This is a genomic window from Pseudomonas sp. NPDC087598 (assembly GCF_044743525.1).
Lineage (GTDB): Bacteria > Pseudomonadota > Gammaproteobacteria > Pseudomonadales > Pseudomonadaceae > Aquipseudomonas.
On record NZ_JBIUWQ010000023.1, the window covers coordinates 77,575 to 93,097 of the forward strand.

Consider the following 15,523-nt stretch of genomic DNA (forward strand, 5'->3'; position numbering starts at 1 on the left):
CATGCTGATCCCCGTGATTCTGTCCGGCGGTGCCGGCACCCGTTTGTGGCCGGTGTCCCGCGAGGACCACCCCAAGCCGTTCATGACCCTGCCCGACGGCCAGTCGTTGCTGGGCAAGACCTATCAGCGTGCCGCCGCATTGCTGGACGGCTGGGGCGACATCGTCACGGTGACCAACCGCGAGTACTACTTCCAAAGCAAGGATCACTATTGCGCGGCCCACGTATCTCGCCATCGCGGGCACTTCCTGCTGGAGCCGACCGGGCGCAACACCGCCCCGGCGATTGCCGCCGCCGCGCTGTCACTGCAAGCGCTGCACGGCGACGACGCGATCATGGTGGTGATGCCGGCCGACCATTTGATCGTCAATCAGAACGCGCTCAAAAGCGCCGTCGAACACGCCGTCAATCTGGCGAAGGACGGTTATCTGGTGACCTTTGGCGTGGTGCCGACGGCGCCGGAAACCGGCTTCGGCTACATCGAGACCGGTGCGCCACTGAACGCCAGAGGCGCTGCAAAAGTGCAGCGTTTCGTGGAAAAACCTGACCTGCAAACCGCCACGCATTATCTGGAAAGCGGCAACTTCCTGTGGAACTCGGGGATGTTCTGCTTCACCACCGCCACCGTGATCGCTGAACTGCAATTGCATGCCCCTGAGTTGCTGGAACAAACCCGCGCGTGCATGGCCGCCAGCGCCCCGGTGGAAACCGTCGGCTGCCTGCAACAGGAACTGTCACCGGCGCTCTTCGCTGCAATCACCGACATTTCCATTGACTACGCGCTGATGGAGCGCTCGGAAAAAGTCGTCGTGGTGCCCGCCGGTTTCGACTGGAGCGATATCGGTTCATGGGGCGCCGTGGCTGCACTGGTGCCGGCGGATGCCGAGAACAATCGCGCCAGCGGCGAAGCGATTTTCATCGACAGCCATGACAATTTCGTCCAGAGCGAGGGCCGTCTGGTCGCCGCTGTCGGTGTGGATAACCTGATCATCGTCGACACCGCCGACGCCGTGCTGGTGGCTCACGCCGACCGCGCACAGGATGTCCGTCGCGTGGCCAAACAGCTCAAGGACAAATCCCACGAAGCCTATCGCCTGCACCGTACGGTCAGCCGCCCGTGGGGCACCTATACCGTGCTGGAGGAAGGACCGCGCTTCAAGATCAAGCGCATCGTGGTCAAGCCGGGCGGCAAGCTCTCCCTGCAAATGCACCATCACCGCAACGAACACTGGGTGGTAGTCGAAGGCATGGCCAAGGTCACCAACAACGGCACCGGCACGCATCTGGTGGCCAAGAACGAATCGACGTTCATTGCCGCCGGGCACCGGCATCGCCTGGAGAACCCCGGCGTGATCGATCTGGTGATCATCGAAGTGCAAAGCGGCGAATACCTGGGAGAGGACGACATCGTGCGCTTCGAAGACGATTACGGCAGGACGGCCTGAATGCTGCTTTCCTTGTATCGCTCGCTGCGCAGCTACCGTGGATTCATCCTCGGTAGTGTCAAACGGGAGTTTCAGGCGCGATATCGCAATTCGCTGTTCGGCGCGCTGTGGACCGTGCTCAATCCGTTGTCGATGATCGTCGTGTACACGGTGATCTTTTCCCAGATCATGCGTGCACGCCTGCCGGGTGTGGATGACGGCCTGGCTTACAGCGTGTACCTGTGCGCCGGCCTGCTGACCTGGGGTCTGTTTGCGGAAATCACCTCGCGCAGCCAGAGCATGTTTCTGGAAAACGCCAACCTTCTGAAGAAAATCAGCTTTCCGCGTATCTGCCTGCCGGTGATTGCGCTGTTCAATGCCGGGATCAACTTCGCGATCATCCTGGCGCTGTTTTTCGGTTTCCTGCTGATCAGCGGACGCCTGCCCGGCATGGCGTTGCTGGCGCTGATACCGCTGCTGATCGTGCAAGTGATCTTTGCCGCCGGACTGGGGATGATCCTCGGCATCCTCAACGTGTTCTTCCGCGATGTCGGGCAGATGTTCGGCATCTGTCTGCAATTCTGGTTCTGGCTGACACCGATCGTGTACCCGCTGTCGATTCTGCCGCCAGGCATCCAGCACCTGATCAGCCTCAACCCGATGACGGCGCTGATGACCAGTTACCAGAACGTGTTCCTCTACAACCAGTGGCCGAACTGGCCGTCGCTGATGCCGCTGCTGATCATCGGCCTGCTGTTCTGTGCCTTGGCGCTGCGCCTGTTCCGCCAACGCATCGGTGAAATGGTGGACGAACTCTGATGGGCAGCATACGTGTCAGTGGCCTGGCCAAGGCCTATAAGCAATACCCCAATCGCTGGAGCCGTCTGCTCGAATGGATGGTGCCGTTTTCCCGGCCCAGGCATCACTTGCACTGGGTCTTGCAGGACATCGATTTCGAGATTCAACCCGGCGAAGCCGTGGGCATCGTCGGCGTCAACGGCGCGGGCAAAAGCACGTTGCTGAAGATGATCACCGGCACCACCCAGCCGACTCGCGGACAGATCCAGTTGCAAGGTCGAGTCGCTGCACTGCTGGAACTGGGCATGGGCTTTCATCCTGACTTTACCGGTCGCCAGAACGCGTTCATGGCCGGCCAGTTATTGGGCATGCAGGTTGAAGAGATTGAAGCGCTGATGCCGCAGATCGAAAGTTTTGCCGAGATCGGCGAGGCCATCGATCAGCCGGTGCGCACGTATTCCAGTGGCATGCAGATGCGTCTGGCGTTCAGTGTCGCCACCGCGCGCCGCCCGGATATCCTGATCGTCGACGAAGCGCTGTCGGTGGGCGATGCCTATTTCCAGCACAAAAGCTTCGAACGCATCCGCAGCTTCCGCAAGGCCGGCACCACTCTGCTGCTCGTCTCCCATGACCGCTCGGCCATCCAGTCGATCTGCGACAGCGCGATCCTGCTGGAGCACGGGCGTCTGGCGATGCGCGGCAAACCCGAAGAAGTCATGGACTACTACAACGCCATGCTCGCCCAGCGCGAAGGCCAGATCGTGCGCCAGGAGATGCTCGCCAATGGGCAGGTGCAAACCATTTCCGGCACCGGTGAAGCGGGGATCGTCAGCGTGCGCCTGCTCGATACCCAGGGACGCAGTCTCGAAGTCGCGGAAGTCGGCCAGCCTGTGGTGCTGGAAGTGCAGACCGAAGTGCGCGAAGACATCGAACGGCTGATTCTCGGCTTCATGATCAAGGATCGTCTGGGTCAGGCGATTTACGGCATCAACACCCATCGCCTCGATAAACCCGTCACCGATCCGAGTGCCGGCGAGCGCGTGACCTTCCGCTTCGCTTTTGACATGCGCCTGGGCAAGGGCAGTTATTCGGTAGCACTGAGCCTGTCGCGTCTGGATTCGCATCTGGATCGCAACTTCGAATGGCGCGACTTCGGTTTGATCTTCCACGTCATCAACAACCGTCAGGAAGACTTTGTCGGTTGCGCCTGGCTGCAGGCGCAAACTGAAATCACCCGTTCCAGTGAACACCTCGCGCCCCTGCCTGACAGAGAGATCTCGAAATGACGCGACTGTTGGTGGAATGCACTTACGTCTTCGAACACCCCGACGCCAACTCGGGTATTCAGCGTGTGGTGCGCAACGTCATCCAGCAACTGCCGGCCGCCGACGAAAACCTTGAATGCATTCCGGTGGTGATGATCGACGGTGGCTTGTATCAGGTTAAGAGTCTGGCCCCGCTGAAATCGCTGAAGCTCGATCTGATCGGCCTGCGGGTGAAACTCGAACAGTGGGCCAACGCCTTCTGGTTGCGCCATCGAGCCCTGGAGCGGCGGCGCCCGTTCAGTCAGTCGCACTTCGTACGTCGAGTCTTGTATGTCGGCTGCCGGCTCACAGCTTTCGCCTGTTTCAGCCTGCCGATGCGCCTGCTGGGACGAGCACTCAAGGGCAAACAGATCCCCGAGCGCTGCGTGCCGTTGCAGCATCGGGCCGGCGATCAACTGGTACTGCTCGACTCGTCCTGGCACGCCAACTTTTTCCCTTTGGCCGAGCAACTCAAGCGTGAAGGGGTCGGTATCGTTTCGGTGATCTACGACTTGATCCCGCTGACCCATCCGCAGTTCTGCGATGCCGGGTTGGTCAAGGTATTCAACGACTGGTTCGACTGGATCGCCCGCACGGCCGATGGCTACGTGGCGATCTCGACCACCATCCGTGATCAGGTGCACGAAGAAATGCTGCGGCGCATCGGCGCGCAACAGGTCGGCCAGCGCTGGTTCGATTATTTTCACCTCGGTTCGGAGCTGGACTTGAGCGACGCCGAAGCCGAAGTCGATCGCGGTTTGTTGCGACTGTTCGAAACGGCGGATTCGGTGTTCCTCATGGTCAGCACCATCGAACCGCGCAAAAACCATGCTTACCTGCTGGATGCGTTCGAGCGCGCTTGGGCTGCGGGGTCGAAAGCGCGGTTATGCATCGTCGGCAAAATCGGCTGGAAGTGCGAGGCGTTGATCGAACGCATCCGCCGGCATCCCGAGCTGAACCGACGCTTGCTCATGTACAACTCGCTGTCCGACAAAAGCCTCGAACATGCCTACTCCCACGCGACGGCACTGGTGTTCCCGTCCCATGTCGAAGGTTTCGGTCTGCCGCTGGTGGAAGCCATGCAACGCGGCTTACCGGCGATGGGCAGCGACATCCCGGTGTTCCGCGAAATCGGCGGCGATTACATGGCGTATTTCGATTTGGCAGACCCGCAGAGCCTGACCGATCTGGTCACCGACATGGAACGCAGCGAGGTTTTCCCTGCTCCCCTCGGCCTTGAACAATGGCGCTGGCTGAGTTGGCGCGAAGCGAGTGCGCAGCTGGTCGAGCGTATCGCGCGCAATGTGAACCCTTCAGCGGTCGGCCCGCAGAGTCAGCATGCGCATTGCTCTTAACGCGCGGATTCTGCAGGCGCCGCGCACCGGCATCGGCCACTACGTCGCCGAACTGGTCAACGCCCTGCGCAGCGAACCTGATGTTGACGTGAGTCTGTTTCACGGCTGGGGCTGGAGTTCGGCGTTGCCGGAAGCGGCCATGCCCGGTTATTCGCGTTTGACGCCACTGCTGCGGCAGATTCCCGGGGCGTACCAGGCACGCCGTTGGCTGGAACAGAAACGCTTCGATCACGGCAGCGCGCAGGGCTTCGATCTGTATCACGAGCCGAGTCTGTGGCCGCTGGCCTTTGACGGCCCGACCGTGATCACTCTGCATGATCTGACCCACCTGCATTTTCCCGAGACCCAGCCACCGGCACGGCTCAAGGAAATCGACCGGCGACTGTCCATCGGGGTACAGCAGGCGCGGCTGATCCTGACGGACTCGCAGGCGATTGCCGACGAAGCTCAAACACATTTCGGGCTGCCCGCCGAGCGCTTTGTCGTGGCGCCATTGGGTGTCGCCGAACGCTTCCATCCCCGCGAGCCAAACAGCATCGACAAGGTGCTCAAGGCGCATGCCGTCGAGGCGCGCGGGTATTTCCTGTGTGTCGGTACGCTGGAGCCGCGCAAGAACCTGAGTCTGGCCTTGCGCGCCCACGCCTTGTTGCCGGAAGGCGTGCGCGAGCGGTTTCCGTTGCTGATTGTCGGCATGGCCGGTTGGCAGCGTGAGCAGTTCAGTGAACCCTTGCGCCAGGCACTGGCCAGCGGACATGTGTGCCTGCTCGGTTATCTGCCCGACGAACACGTCGCGCAATTGCTCGCTGGCGCCCGGGCACTGATTTTTCCTTCGCTGTACGAAGGTTTCGGCCTGCCGGTACTGGAAGCGATGGCCAGCGGCACCCCGGTGGTGACCACCCGCTCTTCGGCCATGCCGGAAGTGGCGGGTGACGCCGGTAATTATATTGACGCTGACGATGCAGACGGCTTACGCGACGTGATGAGTCGCCTGATCGACGATCAAACACACTGGCAGGCATGCCGAGAAGCCGGATTGCAGCAGGCACGATTTTTTTCCTGGAAGCGTTGTGCACAGGCCACGGCCGGTGCCTACCGACAGGCCATGGGAGGTTGAATGCGCGTACTTCATTTTTTCAAGACGTACCTGCCTGATTCGGTCGGCGGCATCGAACAAGTGATCTTTCAACTGTGCGAAAGCGGCGCCCAACACGGCATCGACGGCCAGGTGCTAACCCTCAGCGCTGATCCGACGCCCGCCGTGGTGCAACTGGGGCAGCATCAAGTGCACCGGGCGAAACTCGACATTCAGTTCGCCTCCACCGGATTTTCCTGGAGCGTGTTCAAACTGTTTCGCGAGTTGGCCGCCGAGGCCGATGTGGTCAATTACCACTTTCCTTGGCCGTTCATGGACCTGGTGCACTTCGCCAGTGCCACGAACAAGCCCAGTGTGGTGACTTACCACTCAGACATCATTCGCCAGAAACACCTGCTCAAACTCTACCGGCCACTGATGAATCGCTTCCTCGCCAGCGCCGACCGCATCGTCGCCGCCTCCCCCAATTACCTGCACACCAGTGATGTGTTGCAGCAATTTCAGGACAAGACCCGGGTCATTCCCTACGGCTTGAACAAATCAGGTTATCCACAGCCGGACACCGAGCGGATGAATCGCTGGCGCCAGCAGCTTGGGGATAAGTTTTTCCTGTTTGTCGGGGTGATGCGTTACTACAAAGGCCTGCATATCCTCCTCGATGCATTGAAAGAGGTGGATTACCCGGTGGTCATCGTCGGGGCCGGTCCGCTGGAGCAGGAGCTGCATGCCCAGGCGACGGCGCTGGGGCTGCGCAACATTCATTTCCTCGGTCGCCTGGGTGATGAAGACAAGGTCGCGCTGCTGCAACTGAGCTACGCCATTGTGTTCCCGTCACACCTGCGTTCCGAGGCGTTCGGCATTTCCCTGCTCGAAGGCGCGATGTACGGCAAACCGATGATCTCCAGCGAGATCGGCACCGGCACCAGTTACATCAATATCCACAACGAAACCGGGCTGGTGGTGCCACCGAGTAATCCACAGGCGTTCCGCGAAGCCATGCGCACCTTGTGGGAAAACCCGCTGCGCGCCGCAGAGATGGGGATGAAGGCTGAGGCGCGCTATCGGCAGTTATTCACAGCCGATGAAATGGGCCGCAAGTGGACGGATCTGTACCAGGAGCTACTGGAGGAAAAGGCGTTGTCCTACGCCTAAGCAGAATTGAATCTGGTACCCGTGTAGGAGCTGCCGGAGGCTGCGATCTTTTGATCTTGTTTTTTAAAATCAAAATCAAAATCAAAAGATCGCAGCCTCCGGCAGCTCCTACACGGGTATCGCTGATCAGAGATCCAGCACCAGCGGTTGTTCACTTTTGGCTGGCACCGCACAACAAATCAGCACATGCCCCGCTTCCGGAATGTCCGCCGGAGGCTGTGGATAATTCACTGCTCCGCTAACCAGCCGGGTCTTGCAGGTACCACACGAACCACCTCGGCAACTGAACTCCGGGCGCAGCCCACGGCTTTCCGCCAGTTCCAGCAGACTGCCGCCGTCCGGCTGCCAACGCGCCTCTTTCGCCGAGCGTTCGAAAACAACCGGCACAGACGTGGTGGCAGCGGGTGGTTGTTCGATCACCTTGGCGTCCGGATCGGGCCGACGCTTTAGGGTCGATGGGCCAAAGGTTTCTGCGTGGATCTGCCGATCGCTGACGTCCAGTTCACGCAGGCTGTCGTACAGCCCCTGAGTAAAACCGCCGGGGCCGCAGAGGACGAAATCGATCTGATCGTAATCCGCGACCTCCAGCAGATTCCTCAACAGGTTGGCGTCGATGCGGCCCTGCAGATCAAAATCCTCGCCTTGATGCACATCCGCTTCCGGCTGACTCAGCAGGCGCAAGACCCGCACGGCATCACCCGCCTCTTCCAGCAAGCGATCCAGCTCTCTGCGAAACGGTTGATCGGCGAGGCTGCGTGAACTCTGGATCAACCACGTCGGACGAATCCGTCGAGTGCGCAGGCCCTGATACACCACCTCGCGCAGCATCGACAGCAACGGCGTGATACCAACCCCGGCCGCCAGCAGCACCAAAGGCCTGCGCTCCAGCGGTGCCACGGTGAAATGCCCTTGCGGCGCCCGTGCTTCAAGGACATCGCCGACACGAATCTGCTCATGCAAGTGCGTGGAAATCCGTCCTTCGCGTTTCACGCTGATGCGGTAGAAACCGTCCGACGGCGCACTCGACAGGCTATACGTGCGGATGTGCACTTCACCATCGAGGGTGAAGCGCAGCGGCAAGTGCTGGCCCGCCTGAAACACCGGCAAACCGACGCCATCGTCGGGCTCCAGATAGATCGAACGGATGTGCCGGCTTTCCATGTCGATCTTCGCCACCCGCAACGGCCGCCAGCGGTTGCCCAGTGCTTGCGCCTGCAAACGCGCATCGGCCTCGGCCCAGCTGCCGGTCAACAGACTGGTCGGCGACATGCCGTCGAAGCGCCAACGCAAGGCCAATGCCGCCGGGCGTCGCACCAGTTTTTCCACCTCGAATGTCCATAGTCTTTCCGCACCTTGAAAGGCTGCGATTTGCGGGTCATCGAGCATGATCTCGGTACGACCGCTCAGTTGCAGCAGATCGCCTGTGGAAAAGTCGATGAACAGCAAGCCAGCCTTGGGGTTGAGCAGCAGATTGCCGAGGGTGTTGAAGTGCAGGTTGCCGGCAAAATCCGGGATGGTCAGGCGGTTGCCTTCCACGCGCACAAACCCGGCCTGACCGCCTCGGTGAGAAACATCCACCGAACGCTGGCCGTCGACGTCGACGTAACTGGCGACAAAGAACGTGTCAGCGCCTTCGATCAGAGCTGTAGCCGCGTCGTCGAGCCTGTCGAGATGCTGAGGCGGACGCGTCTGCGGATCACTCAGCGCAACACGCTGAAACTGCCGAAGCTGAATGTACTGCGGGCAGTTGCCGAACGCTTGATCGACGCTCAGGGTGAAACCGAAGCCATTCAAATCGCCGACATGGCCGTTGAGGCGATTGCGCCGACGGGTGTGCAGTTCGATACCGAGCAGACCGATAGGCTCGCCGCTGCGCAACGGCGCCGGATCATCGGCAACCGGGAGCGTGGAGAAGTGCAGATGCTCAGGGTCTGGCGAATGCGCAAACCCCGGCGCGCCTTCGAGCACGCTGGCCCACGGACGGCCTTCAGAATCGACCGCGCCGTACAACATGAACGGCAATTGCTGATAGAACTCGCGGTGCTGGTCCGGCATCCAGGTGCGAATCACCTTACGGCCGAATTCCTCCATGCGTTCAGCAACGCCTACATGCGCTTGCAACTGTTGCTCGCCAGCGTGCCACGGTGAACGTTCCATCACGGCGTCTCCCCTGCGCCGCTGGCGCAGTGTGCAAGGCCCGGACTGTGCCGGGCCGATGGCTTCAGGCGGTTTTCTGCAAACCCGCCACCGTGCGCGGCATGCCGACAAAATTCGGCAAGCCCTCAACCCGGGCAAGCCAGGCACGCACGTTCGCGTAGTCATCCAGCGAAACGTTGCCTTCCGGTGCATGGGCGATGTAGCTGTAGGCGGAAACGTCGGCGATGGTCGGTTCGTCGCCGGCCAGATACGGGGTTTTGCCCAGTTCCTGTTCCATGACTTTAAGTAAATTGTGCGCGCGGCTGATGGCGTCTTCAGCATTCAGTTGCGCACCGAACACGGTAACCAATCGCGCCGCCGCCGGACCAAACGCAATCGGTCCCGCTGCCGCCGACAGCCAGCGTTGCACGCGCGCAGCACCCAGCGGATCGCCCGGCAGCCAGCGACCGTCGCCATACTTTTGCGCGAGATAGACCAGAATCGCGTTGGAATCAGCCAGCACCACGCCGTTGTCATCAATCACCGGCACCTGGCCGAAGCTGTTGAGCGCAAGGAATGCCGGCTGTTTGTGTTCGCCCTTGGCCAGATCGATCAGGATTGTCTCGGTCGGCAACTGCAGCAGGGACAGCATCAGCTCCACCCGATGGGCATGGCCGGAACGCGGGAAGTTGTAGAACTTGATCGGTTGCATGGTCGACTCCGCAGGATGATCGCACCGCTCCGGGAGTGGCAGCGCTGGGAAGCCATCTTCCACCTATCCTTGCAGCAACAGAATCACCAGCATTCGCAATCGATTATTTCAGCTCACGCAATAACGCGGCGTTCTTCAGCGCCGGATGCGCACGCAAGGCATCTACGGTGAAATCGACAAAACTACGCACCCGCGCCGGTGCTTTGCGCCCGCCCTGATACACCACATGAATCGGCAGCGGCGGCAGTTCGAAGTCAGCGAGGACAATTTCAAGCTCACCGGTCGCCACTTTGTTTGCCACTTGATAAGAAAGCACTCGGGTCAGCCCCACGCCCAGGCATGCCGCAGTGATTGCAGCCTGATTGGCGGTGACCACCAAGCGGGATTCAGGACGCACACTCAGCGCTTCACCCTGATCAAGAAATGGCCAACTGCGCAGCTGACCAATTGACGAAGTGGCGACTACCGGCGCGCCGGCCAACTCCAGGGGATGGGCGGGCCTGCCGTTGACCGCGAAATACTGAGGGGAGCCACAAATCACCCGCCGCACCTCGCCCACACGAATCGCGTGTTGATTGCTGTCCGGCAACTCACCGATGCGCACCGCGACATCAATGCCCTCCTCGACCATGCTGACGATGCGATCGACCAATAAGGCATTGATCGAAACGTCCGGATACTGCGCCAGATAACCGGCCATCACCGGCGTGACAAACAACTCGCCGAACAGCACCGGCGCCGTCACCGTCAACTGCCCCCGCGGCTGGGCGTGACTGCCGGCAGCCGAATCCTCAGCCTCCTGCACCTCCGCGAGAATCCGCCGACAGTCCTCCAGATAACGCTGCCCGGCCTCGCTCAGATGCACGCTGCGCGTAGTGCGAACCAGCAATTGCGTACCGATCCGCAACTCCAGCGCCGCCACCGCCCGCGTGACACTCGCCGCCGACAAACCGAGGCGCCGCGCCGCTGCGGAGAAACCTTGCTCCTGAGCGACGGTGGCGAAGATCTGCATTTCCTGGAAGCGGTCCATAGAGGCCCTCAAGTCAGATACAAAAATCGCAGCCGAAGCTGCGATTATTTTGTGCATCACTCAACTGTGGATAACTTATTCCACTGTCACCGACTTCGCCAGGTTACGCGGCTGATCCACGTCCGTCCCTTTGAGCACAGCGACGTAGTACGACAGCAGTTGCAGCGGGATGGTGTAGAGGATTGGCGAGAGGATGTCGTGGATGTGCGGCATCTGCACCACGTGGGTGCCTTCGCCATTGGTCATCCCGGCTTTCTCGTCGGCGAACACGATCAGTTCACCGCCACGGGCGCGGACTTCCTGCAGGTTGGACTTGAGCTTCTCCAGCAGTTCGTTGTTCGGCGCCACGGTAACCACTGGCATGTCGTTATCCACAAGCGCCAGCGGGCCGTGTTTCAACTCGCCGGCCGGGTAGGCTTCGGCGTGAATGTAGGAGATTTCCTTGAGTTTCAAGGCACCTTCCATCGCCACCGGGAATTGCGCACCACGGCCGAGGAACAGGGTGTGGTTCTTCTCGGCGAACAGCTCGGCGATTTTTTCCACAGTGCTGTCCATGGCCAGCGCTTCGCCGAGGCGGGTCGGCAGGCGACGCAGTTCTTCCACCAGACGCGCTTCGACACCGTTGGCCAGAGTGCCGCGGACCTGACCCAACGACAGGGTCAGCAACAACAGGCCAACCAACTGCGTGGTGAAGGCTTTGGTCGAGGCCACGCCGATTTCGCGACCGGCCTGGGTCAACAGGGTCAGGTCCGATTCACGCACCAGCGAGCTGATGCCGACGTTGCAGATTGCCAGACTGGCGAGGAAACCGAGTTCCTTGGCGTTGCGCAGCGCAGCCAGGGTGTCGGCGGTTTCGCCGGACTGCGAAATGGTCACGAACAGAGTGTCCGGCTGCACCACTACTTTGCGGTAGCGGAACTCGCTGGCCACTTCGACCTGGCACGGGATGCCGGCCAGTTCTTCGAGCCAGTAACGGGCGACCATGCCGGCGTGATAGCTGGTGCCACAGGCAACGATTTGCACATTGCGCACTTTGGCGAACAGCTCGGCCGCTTGTGGGCCAAATGCCTGAACCAGCACCTGATCGTTACTCAGGCGACCTTCAAGGGTACGTTGCACCACCGCTGGCTGCTCATGGATTTCCTTGAGCATGTAGTGGCGGAACTCACCTTTGTCGGCGGCTTCGGCGCCATCGGTGTACTGCACGGTCTGACGCTCGACGGCTTTACCGGTTACGTCCCAGATCTGCACGTTATCGCGACGAATTTCAGCGATATCGCCCTCTTCGAGGTACATGAAACGGTCAGTCACCTGACGCAGGGCCAGTTGATCGGAGGCGAGGAAATTCTCGCCAAGACCCAAACCAATCACCAGCGGGCTGCCACTACGCGCAGCCACCAGACGATCAGGCTGCTTGGCATTGATCACGGCCAGACCGTAAGCGCCATGCAGTTCCTTGACCGTGGCTTTGAGGGCGACGGTCAGGTCGTGCAGATCCTTGAGCTTGTGGGTCAGCAGGTGGGCGATGACTTCAGTGTCGGTGTCCGAGGTGAACACGTAACCCAAGGCTTTCAGTTGTTCACGCAGGGCTTCGTGGTTTTCGATGATGCCGTTATGCACCACGGCGATGTCGCCGGAGAAATGCGGGTGGGCGTTGCGTTCGTTCGGCGCGCCATGGGTTGCCCAACGCGTGTGGGCAATACCGAGACGACCGATCAGCGGATGCTCGGTTAGCGCAGCATCCAGTTCGCTGACTTTGCCTACCCGGCGCGTGCGCTCAAGAGTTCCGTCGTTGGTATAGACCGCCACACCTGCGCTGTCATAGCCGCGATATTCCAGACGCTTGAGGCCTTCGAGCAGGATGGCGGTGATATTTCGTTCAGCAACGGCGCCGACAATTCCACACATGCTTATTTCTCCTGACTGACAGTCGCGCAAATCAAGTTGATACCGCGAGCCTGAATCTGATCGCGGGCCTCGACGGACAGGCGATCATCGGTAATTAGGGTATGGACGCTGCTCCATGGCAGCTCCAGGTTGGGAATCTTGCGGCCAATCTTGTCGGCCTCGACCATGACGATGACTTCCCGCGCCACTTCGGCCATGACCCGGCTCAAACCGAGCAGTTCATTGAACGTCGTGGTGCCACGGACCAGATCGATACCGTCAGCGCCGATAAACAACTGATCGAAGTCGTAAGAGCGTAGTACCTGCTCGGCCACCTGGCCCTGAAAGGACTCCGAATGCGGATCCCAGGTACCACCGGTCATCAACAACACGGGCTCGTGCTCGAGTTCGCTCAAGGCATTGGCAACGTGCAGGGAATTGGTCATCACCACCAGACCCGGTTGCTGGCCAAGTTCGGGAATCATCGCGGCGGTGGTGCTGCCGCTGTCGATGATGATGCGGGCGTGCTCACGAATGCGTTTTACCGCAGCGCGGGCAATGGCCTGTTTGTATTTGGAAACAGATTGAGGCGTTTCAGCCACCAGCTCTTGCGGCATGGTGATCGCCCCGCCATAACGGCGCAGCAATAGCCCATGGGTTTCCAGCGCCGCCAGATCCTTGCGAATCGTAACTTCCGAGGTTTCGAAGCGTTTGGCCAGCTCATCCACACTGACTTCGCCCTGTTCATTGAGCAAAGCGAGAATATTGTGGCGACGCTGAGGCGTATTGCGTTTCGACATGGCGGCTTAAGTTTCGATTCGAAAGATAACGGAAGCAATCAAAACCTATCGGCGTTAAATCGTCAAGCAGGTGCTCAAAAAATATTCTGTGGATAAAAGCATCGCGGGCAAGCCCGCTCCCACATGGATTCGCTGTGTGTTGAAGAACTGTGCTTCAACACGAACCTTGTGGGAGCGGGCTTGCCCGCGATGGCAATCGAACGGCCTGTGTATAACTCAGCTCTTCTTGATCTTCTCCGGACGCTTCCAGCCGTCGATGTTCTTCTGCCGCGCACGGCCGACGGCCAATTGCGCGTTATCCACATTCTGCGTGATGGTCGATCCGGCAGCAGTGGTCGCACCGTCGGAGATATCCACAGGCGCGACCAAGGAGTTATTGGAGCCAATGAACACGTCTGCACCCAGCACGGTTTTCCACTTGTTGGCGCCGTCGTAGTTACAGGTGATCGTGCCGGCACCAATGTTGGTGCGCGCACCGATTTCTGCATCGCCCAAGTAAGTCAGGTGGCCGGCCTTGGCGCCTTCGCCCATGCGGGCGTTTTTCAGTTCAACAAAGTTACCCACATGCGCACGCGCTTCAAGCACAGTGCCTGGACGCAGGCGTGCGAACGGACCGGCATCGCTGCCTTCACCCAGCACCGCGCCTTCGATGTGAGAGTTGGCCTTGATCACCACGCCTTTGCGCAGGGTACTGTCTTTGATCACGCAGTTCGGACCAATGATCACGTCGTCTTCGATGACTACGTTGCCTTCGAGGATCACGTTGATGTCGATCAGCACGTCGCGACCAACGGTCACTTCGCCACGTACATCGAAACGTGCCGGATCACGCAGGGTCACGCCTTGCGCCATCAGACGGCGGCCAGCGCGCAACTGGTAATGCCGCTCGAGCTCCGATAGCTGTTTGCGATCGTTGGCGCCCTGCACTTCCATCGGATCGTGCGGTTGTTCAGTGGCCACGACCAGACCGTCGCTGACCGCCATCTCGATCACGTCAGTCAGGTAGTACTCGCCTTGGGCATTGTTGTTCGACAAACGGCTCATCCAGTCGGCCAGGCGATTGGCCGGCACGGCGAGGATGCCGGTGTTGCCTTCGGTGATTGCGCGCTGGGCTTCGCTGGCGTCTTTGTGTTCGACGATGGCCGCAACCTTGCCATCGGCATCCCGCACGATTCGGCCATAACCGGTCGGGTCATCCAGCTCGACTGTCAACAGACCCATCTGGCCTGGGACGACGTGCTTGAGCAGACGTTGCAGAGTTTCAACTTCGATCAGCGGTACATCTCCGTAAAGGATCAGTACGGTGTCGGCCTTAATGAACGGCACTGCCTGAGCGGTAGCGTGACCGGTGCCCAATTGCTTGTCCTGCAGGACGAAATTCAGATCGTCTGCGGCCAGGCGCTCACGCACCACATCGGCCCCGTGGCCAATGACCACATGGATGCGTTGTGGATCAAGTTGCCGGGCGCTGTGGATAACATGGCCCAACATGGAATTGCCGGCAATCGGATGCAGCACTTTTGGAAGCGCCGAACGCATGCGAGTGCCTTGGCCGGCCGCGAGGATTACGATTTCGAGAGACATGACTGGCTACCAATCCTGGGTGGTCAGCAACTGCGACCGGGGTTGTAAATTCGGAAAAGAAAAAAGGGTAGCCGAGGCTACCCTTTTTTATCAATCGCACAACAAGTGACTGACGGATTAACCGCCAAACTTCTTGCGGATCTGCTGGACGGTGCGCAGCTGAGCTGCAGCCTCGGCCAGACGTGCGGACGCAGCTCCGTAATCGAAATCTGCGCTCTTCACATGCAGAGCAGCCTCGGCAGCCTTGAG

13 protein-coding genes are annotated in these 15,523 nt (G+C 60.1%); 6 read left to right on the forward strand and 7 right to left on the reverse strand.

Annotation, left to right across the window (positions count from 1 at the left end; all coding sequences use genetic code 11):
- The first annotated feature begins 1 nt into the window (after position 1).
- From ACIOWE_RS14950 to ACIOWE_RS14975, 6 genes are read left to right on the forward strand one after another with little or no spacing between them, the layout of a single operon-like run.
- Positions 2 to 1,444 carry a mannose-1-phosphate guanylyltransferase/mannose-6-phosphate isomerase gene (locus tag ACIOWE_RS14950; protein WP_401392625.1) on the forward strand — a complete coding sequence of 481 codons (1,443 nt, stop codon included), beginning with the start codon at positions 2 to 4 and terminating at the stop codon, positions 1,442 to 1,444.
- Positions 1,445 to 2,242, forward strand: a complete 798-nt coding sequence (locus tag ACIOWE_RS14955; protein ID WP_401392628.1) for an ABC transporter permease — start codon at positions 1,445 to 1,447, stop codon at positions 2,240 to 2,242.
- Positions 2,242 to 3,507, forward strand: a complete 1,266-nt coding sequence (locus ACIOWE_RS14960; protein ID WP_401392631.1) for an ABC transporter ATP-binding protein — start codon at positions 2,242 to 2,244, stop codon at positions 3,505 to 3,507. Before ACIOWE_RS14955 ends, ACIOWE_RS14960 begins: the two co-directional genes overlap by 1 nt.
- Positions 3,504 to 4,880 (forward strand): glycosyltransferase family 4 protein, encoded by a 1,377-nt coding sequence (locus ACIOWE_RS14965; protein WP_401392633.1) that lies wholly within the window; start codon positions 3,504 to 3,506, stop codon positions 4,878 to 4,880. Before ACIOWE_RS14960 ends, ACIOWE_RS14965 begins: the two co-directional genes overlap by 4 nt.
- Positions 4,864 to 5,994, forward strand: a complete 1,131-nt coding sequence (locus ACIOWE_RS14970; protein ID WP_401392636.1) for a glycosyltransferase family 4 protein — start codon at positions 4,864 to 4,866, stop codon at positions 5,992 to 5,994. The genes ACIOWE_RS14965 and ACIOWE_RS14970 overlap by 17 nt, the downstream gene beginning before the upstream one ends.
- Positions 5,995 to 7,125, forward strand: coding sequence for a glycosyltransferase family 4 protein (locus tag ACIOWE_RS14975; protein ID WP_401392639.1), 1,131 nt, complete (start codon positions 5,995 to 5,997; stop codon positions 7,123 to 7,125).
- A 126-nt stretch (positions 7,126 to 7,251) separates the two neighbouring features.
- Here ACIOWE_RS14975 and ACIOWE_RS14980 read toward each other — a convergent pair whose 3' ends face one another.
- From ACIOWE_RS14980 to ACIOWE_RS15010, 7 genes are all read right to left on the reverse strand, one after another.
- Entirely contained in the window at positions 7,252 to 9,282 is a 2,031-nt protein-coding gene (locus ACIOWE_RS14980) for a pyridoxamine 5'-phosphate oxidase family protein (protein WP_401392642.1), read from the reverse strand.
- Between the two features lie 64 nt (positions 9,283 to 9,346).
- Positions 9,347 to 9,973 carry a glutathione S-transferase family protein gene (locus ACIOWE_RS14985; protein ID WP_401392645.1) on the reverse strand — a complete coding sequence of 209 codons (627 nt, stop codon included), beginning with the start codon at positions 9,971 to 9,973 and terminating at the stop codon, positions 9,347 to 9,349.
- 103 nt (positions 9,974 to 10,076) lie between these two features.
- Positions 10,077 to 11,003 carry a LysR family transcriptional regulator gene (locus ACIOWE_RS14990; RefSeq protein ID WP_401392648.1) on the reverse strand — a complete coding sequence of 309 codons (927 nt, stop codon included), beginning with the start codon at positions 11,001 to 11,003 and terminating at the stop codon, positions 10,077 to 10,079.
- Between the two features lie 75 nt (positions 11,004 to 11,078).
- A complete protein-coding gene (glmS, locus tag ACIOWE_RS14995) occupies positions 11,079 to 12,911 on the reverse strand; it encodes a glutamine--fructose-6-phosphate transaminase (isomerizing) (RefSeq protein ID WP_401392651.1) in 1,833 nt (610 codons plus the stop codon).
- A 2-nt stretch (positions 12,912 to 12,913) separates the two neighbouring features.
- Positions 12,914 to 13,690, reverse strand: a complete 777-nt coding sequence (locus ACIOWE_RS15000; protein ID WP_201236193.1) for a DeoR/GlpR family DNA-binding transcription regulator — start codon at positions 13,688 to 13,690, stop codon at positions 12,914 to 12,916.
- A gap of 216 nt (positions 13,691 to 13,906) precedes the next feature.
- A complete protein-coding gene (gene glmU / locus ACIOWE_RS15005) occupies positions 13,907 to 15,274 on the reverse strand; it encodes a bifunctional UDP-N-acetylglucosamine diphosphorylase/glucosamine-1-phosphate N-acetyltransferase GlmU (protein WP_401392654.1) in 1,368 nt (455 codons plus the stop codon).
- Positions 15,275 to 15,391: 117 nt separating this feature from the next.
- Positions 15,392 to 15,523: ATP synthase delta/epsilon chain alpha-helix domain-containing protein (locus tag ACIOWE_RS15010; RefSeq protein ID WP_401392660.1), on the reverse strand; the 132-nt coding region annotated here is incomplete at its 5' end.

Bases quoted from the DNA above. Each gene is read 5' to 3' on its own strand.
- ACIOWE_RS14950 (WP_401392625.1), top strand. From the start codon at position 2: ATGCTGATCCCCGTGATTCTGTCCGGCGGTGCCGGCACCCGTTTGTGG.
- ACIOWE_RS14955 (WP_401392628.1), top strand. From the start codon at position 1,445: ATGCTGCTTTCCTTGTATCGCTCGCTGCGCAGCTACCGTGGATTCATC.
- ACIOWE_RS14960 (WP_401392631.1), top strand. From the start codon at position 2,242: ATGGGCAGCATACGTGTCAGTGGCCTGGCCAAGGCCTATAAGCAATAC.
- ACIOWE_RS14965 (WP_401392633.1), top strand. From the start codon at position 3,504: ATGACGCGACTGTTGGTGGAATGCACTTACGTCTTCGAACACCCCGAC.
- ACIOWE_RS14970 (WP_401392636.1), top strand. From the start codon at position 4,864: ATGCGCATTGCTCTTAACGCGCGGATTCTGCAGGCGCCGCGCACCGGC.
- ACIOWE_RS14975 (WP_401392639.1), top strand. From the start codon at position 5,995: ATGCGCGTACTTCATTTTTTCAAGACGTACCTGCCTGATTCGGTCGGC.
- ACIOWE_RS14980 (WP_401392642.1), bottom strand. From the start codon at position 9,282: ATGGAACGTTCACCGTGGCACGCTGGCGAGCAACAGTTGCAAGCGCAT.
- ACIOWE_RS14985 (WP_401392645.1), bottom strand. From the start codon at position 9,973: ATGCAACCGATCAAGTTCTACAACTTCCCGCGTTCCGGCCATGCCCAT.
- ACIOWE_RS14990 (WP_401392648.1), bottom strand. From the start codon at position 11,003: ATGGACCGCTTCCAGGAAATGCAGATCTTCGCCACCGTCGCTCAGGAG.
- glmS (WP_401392651.1), bottom strand. From the start codon at position 12,911: ATGTGTGGAATTGTCGGCGCCGTTGCTGAACGAAATATCACCGCCATC.
- ACIOWE_RS15000 (WP_201236193.1), bottom strand. From the start codon at position 13,690: ATGTCGAAACGCAATACGCCTCAGCGTCGCCACAATATTCTCGCTTTG.
- glmU (WP_401392654.1), bottom strand. From the start codon at position 15,274: ATGTCTCTCGAAATCGTAATCCTCGCGGCCGGCCAAGGCACTCGCATG.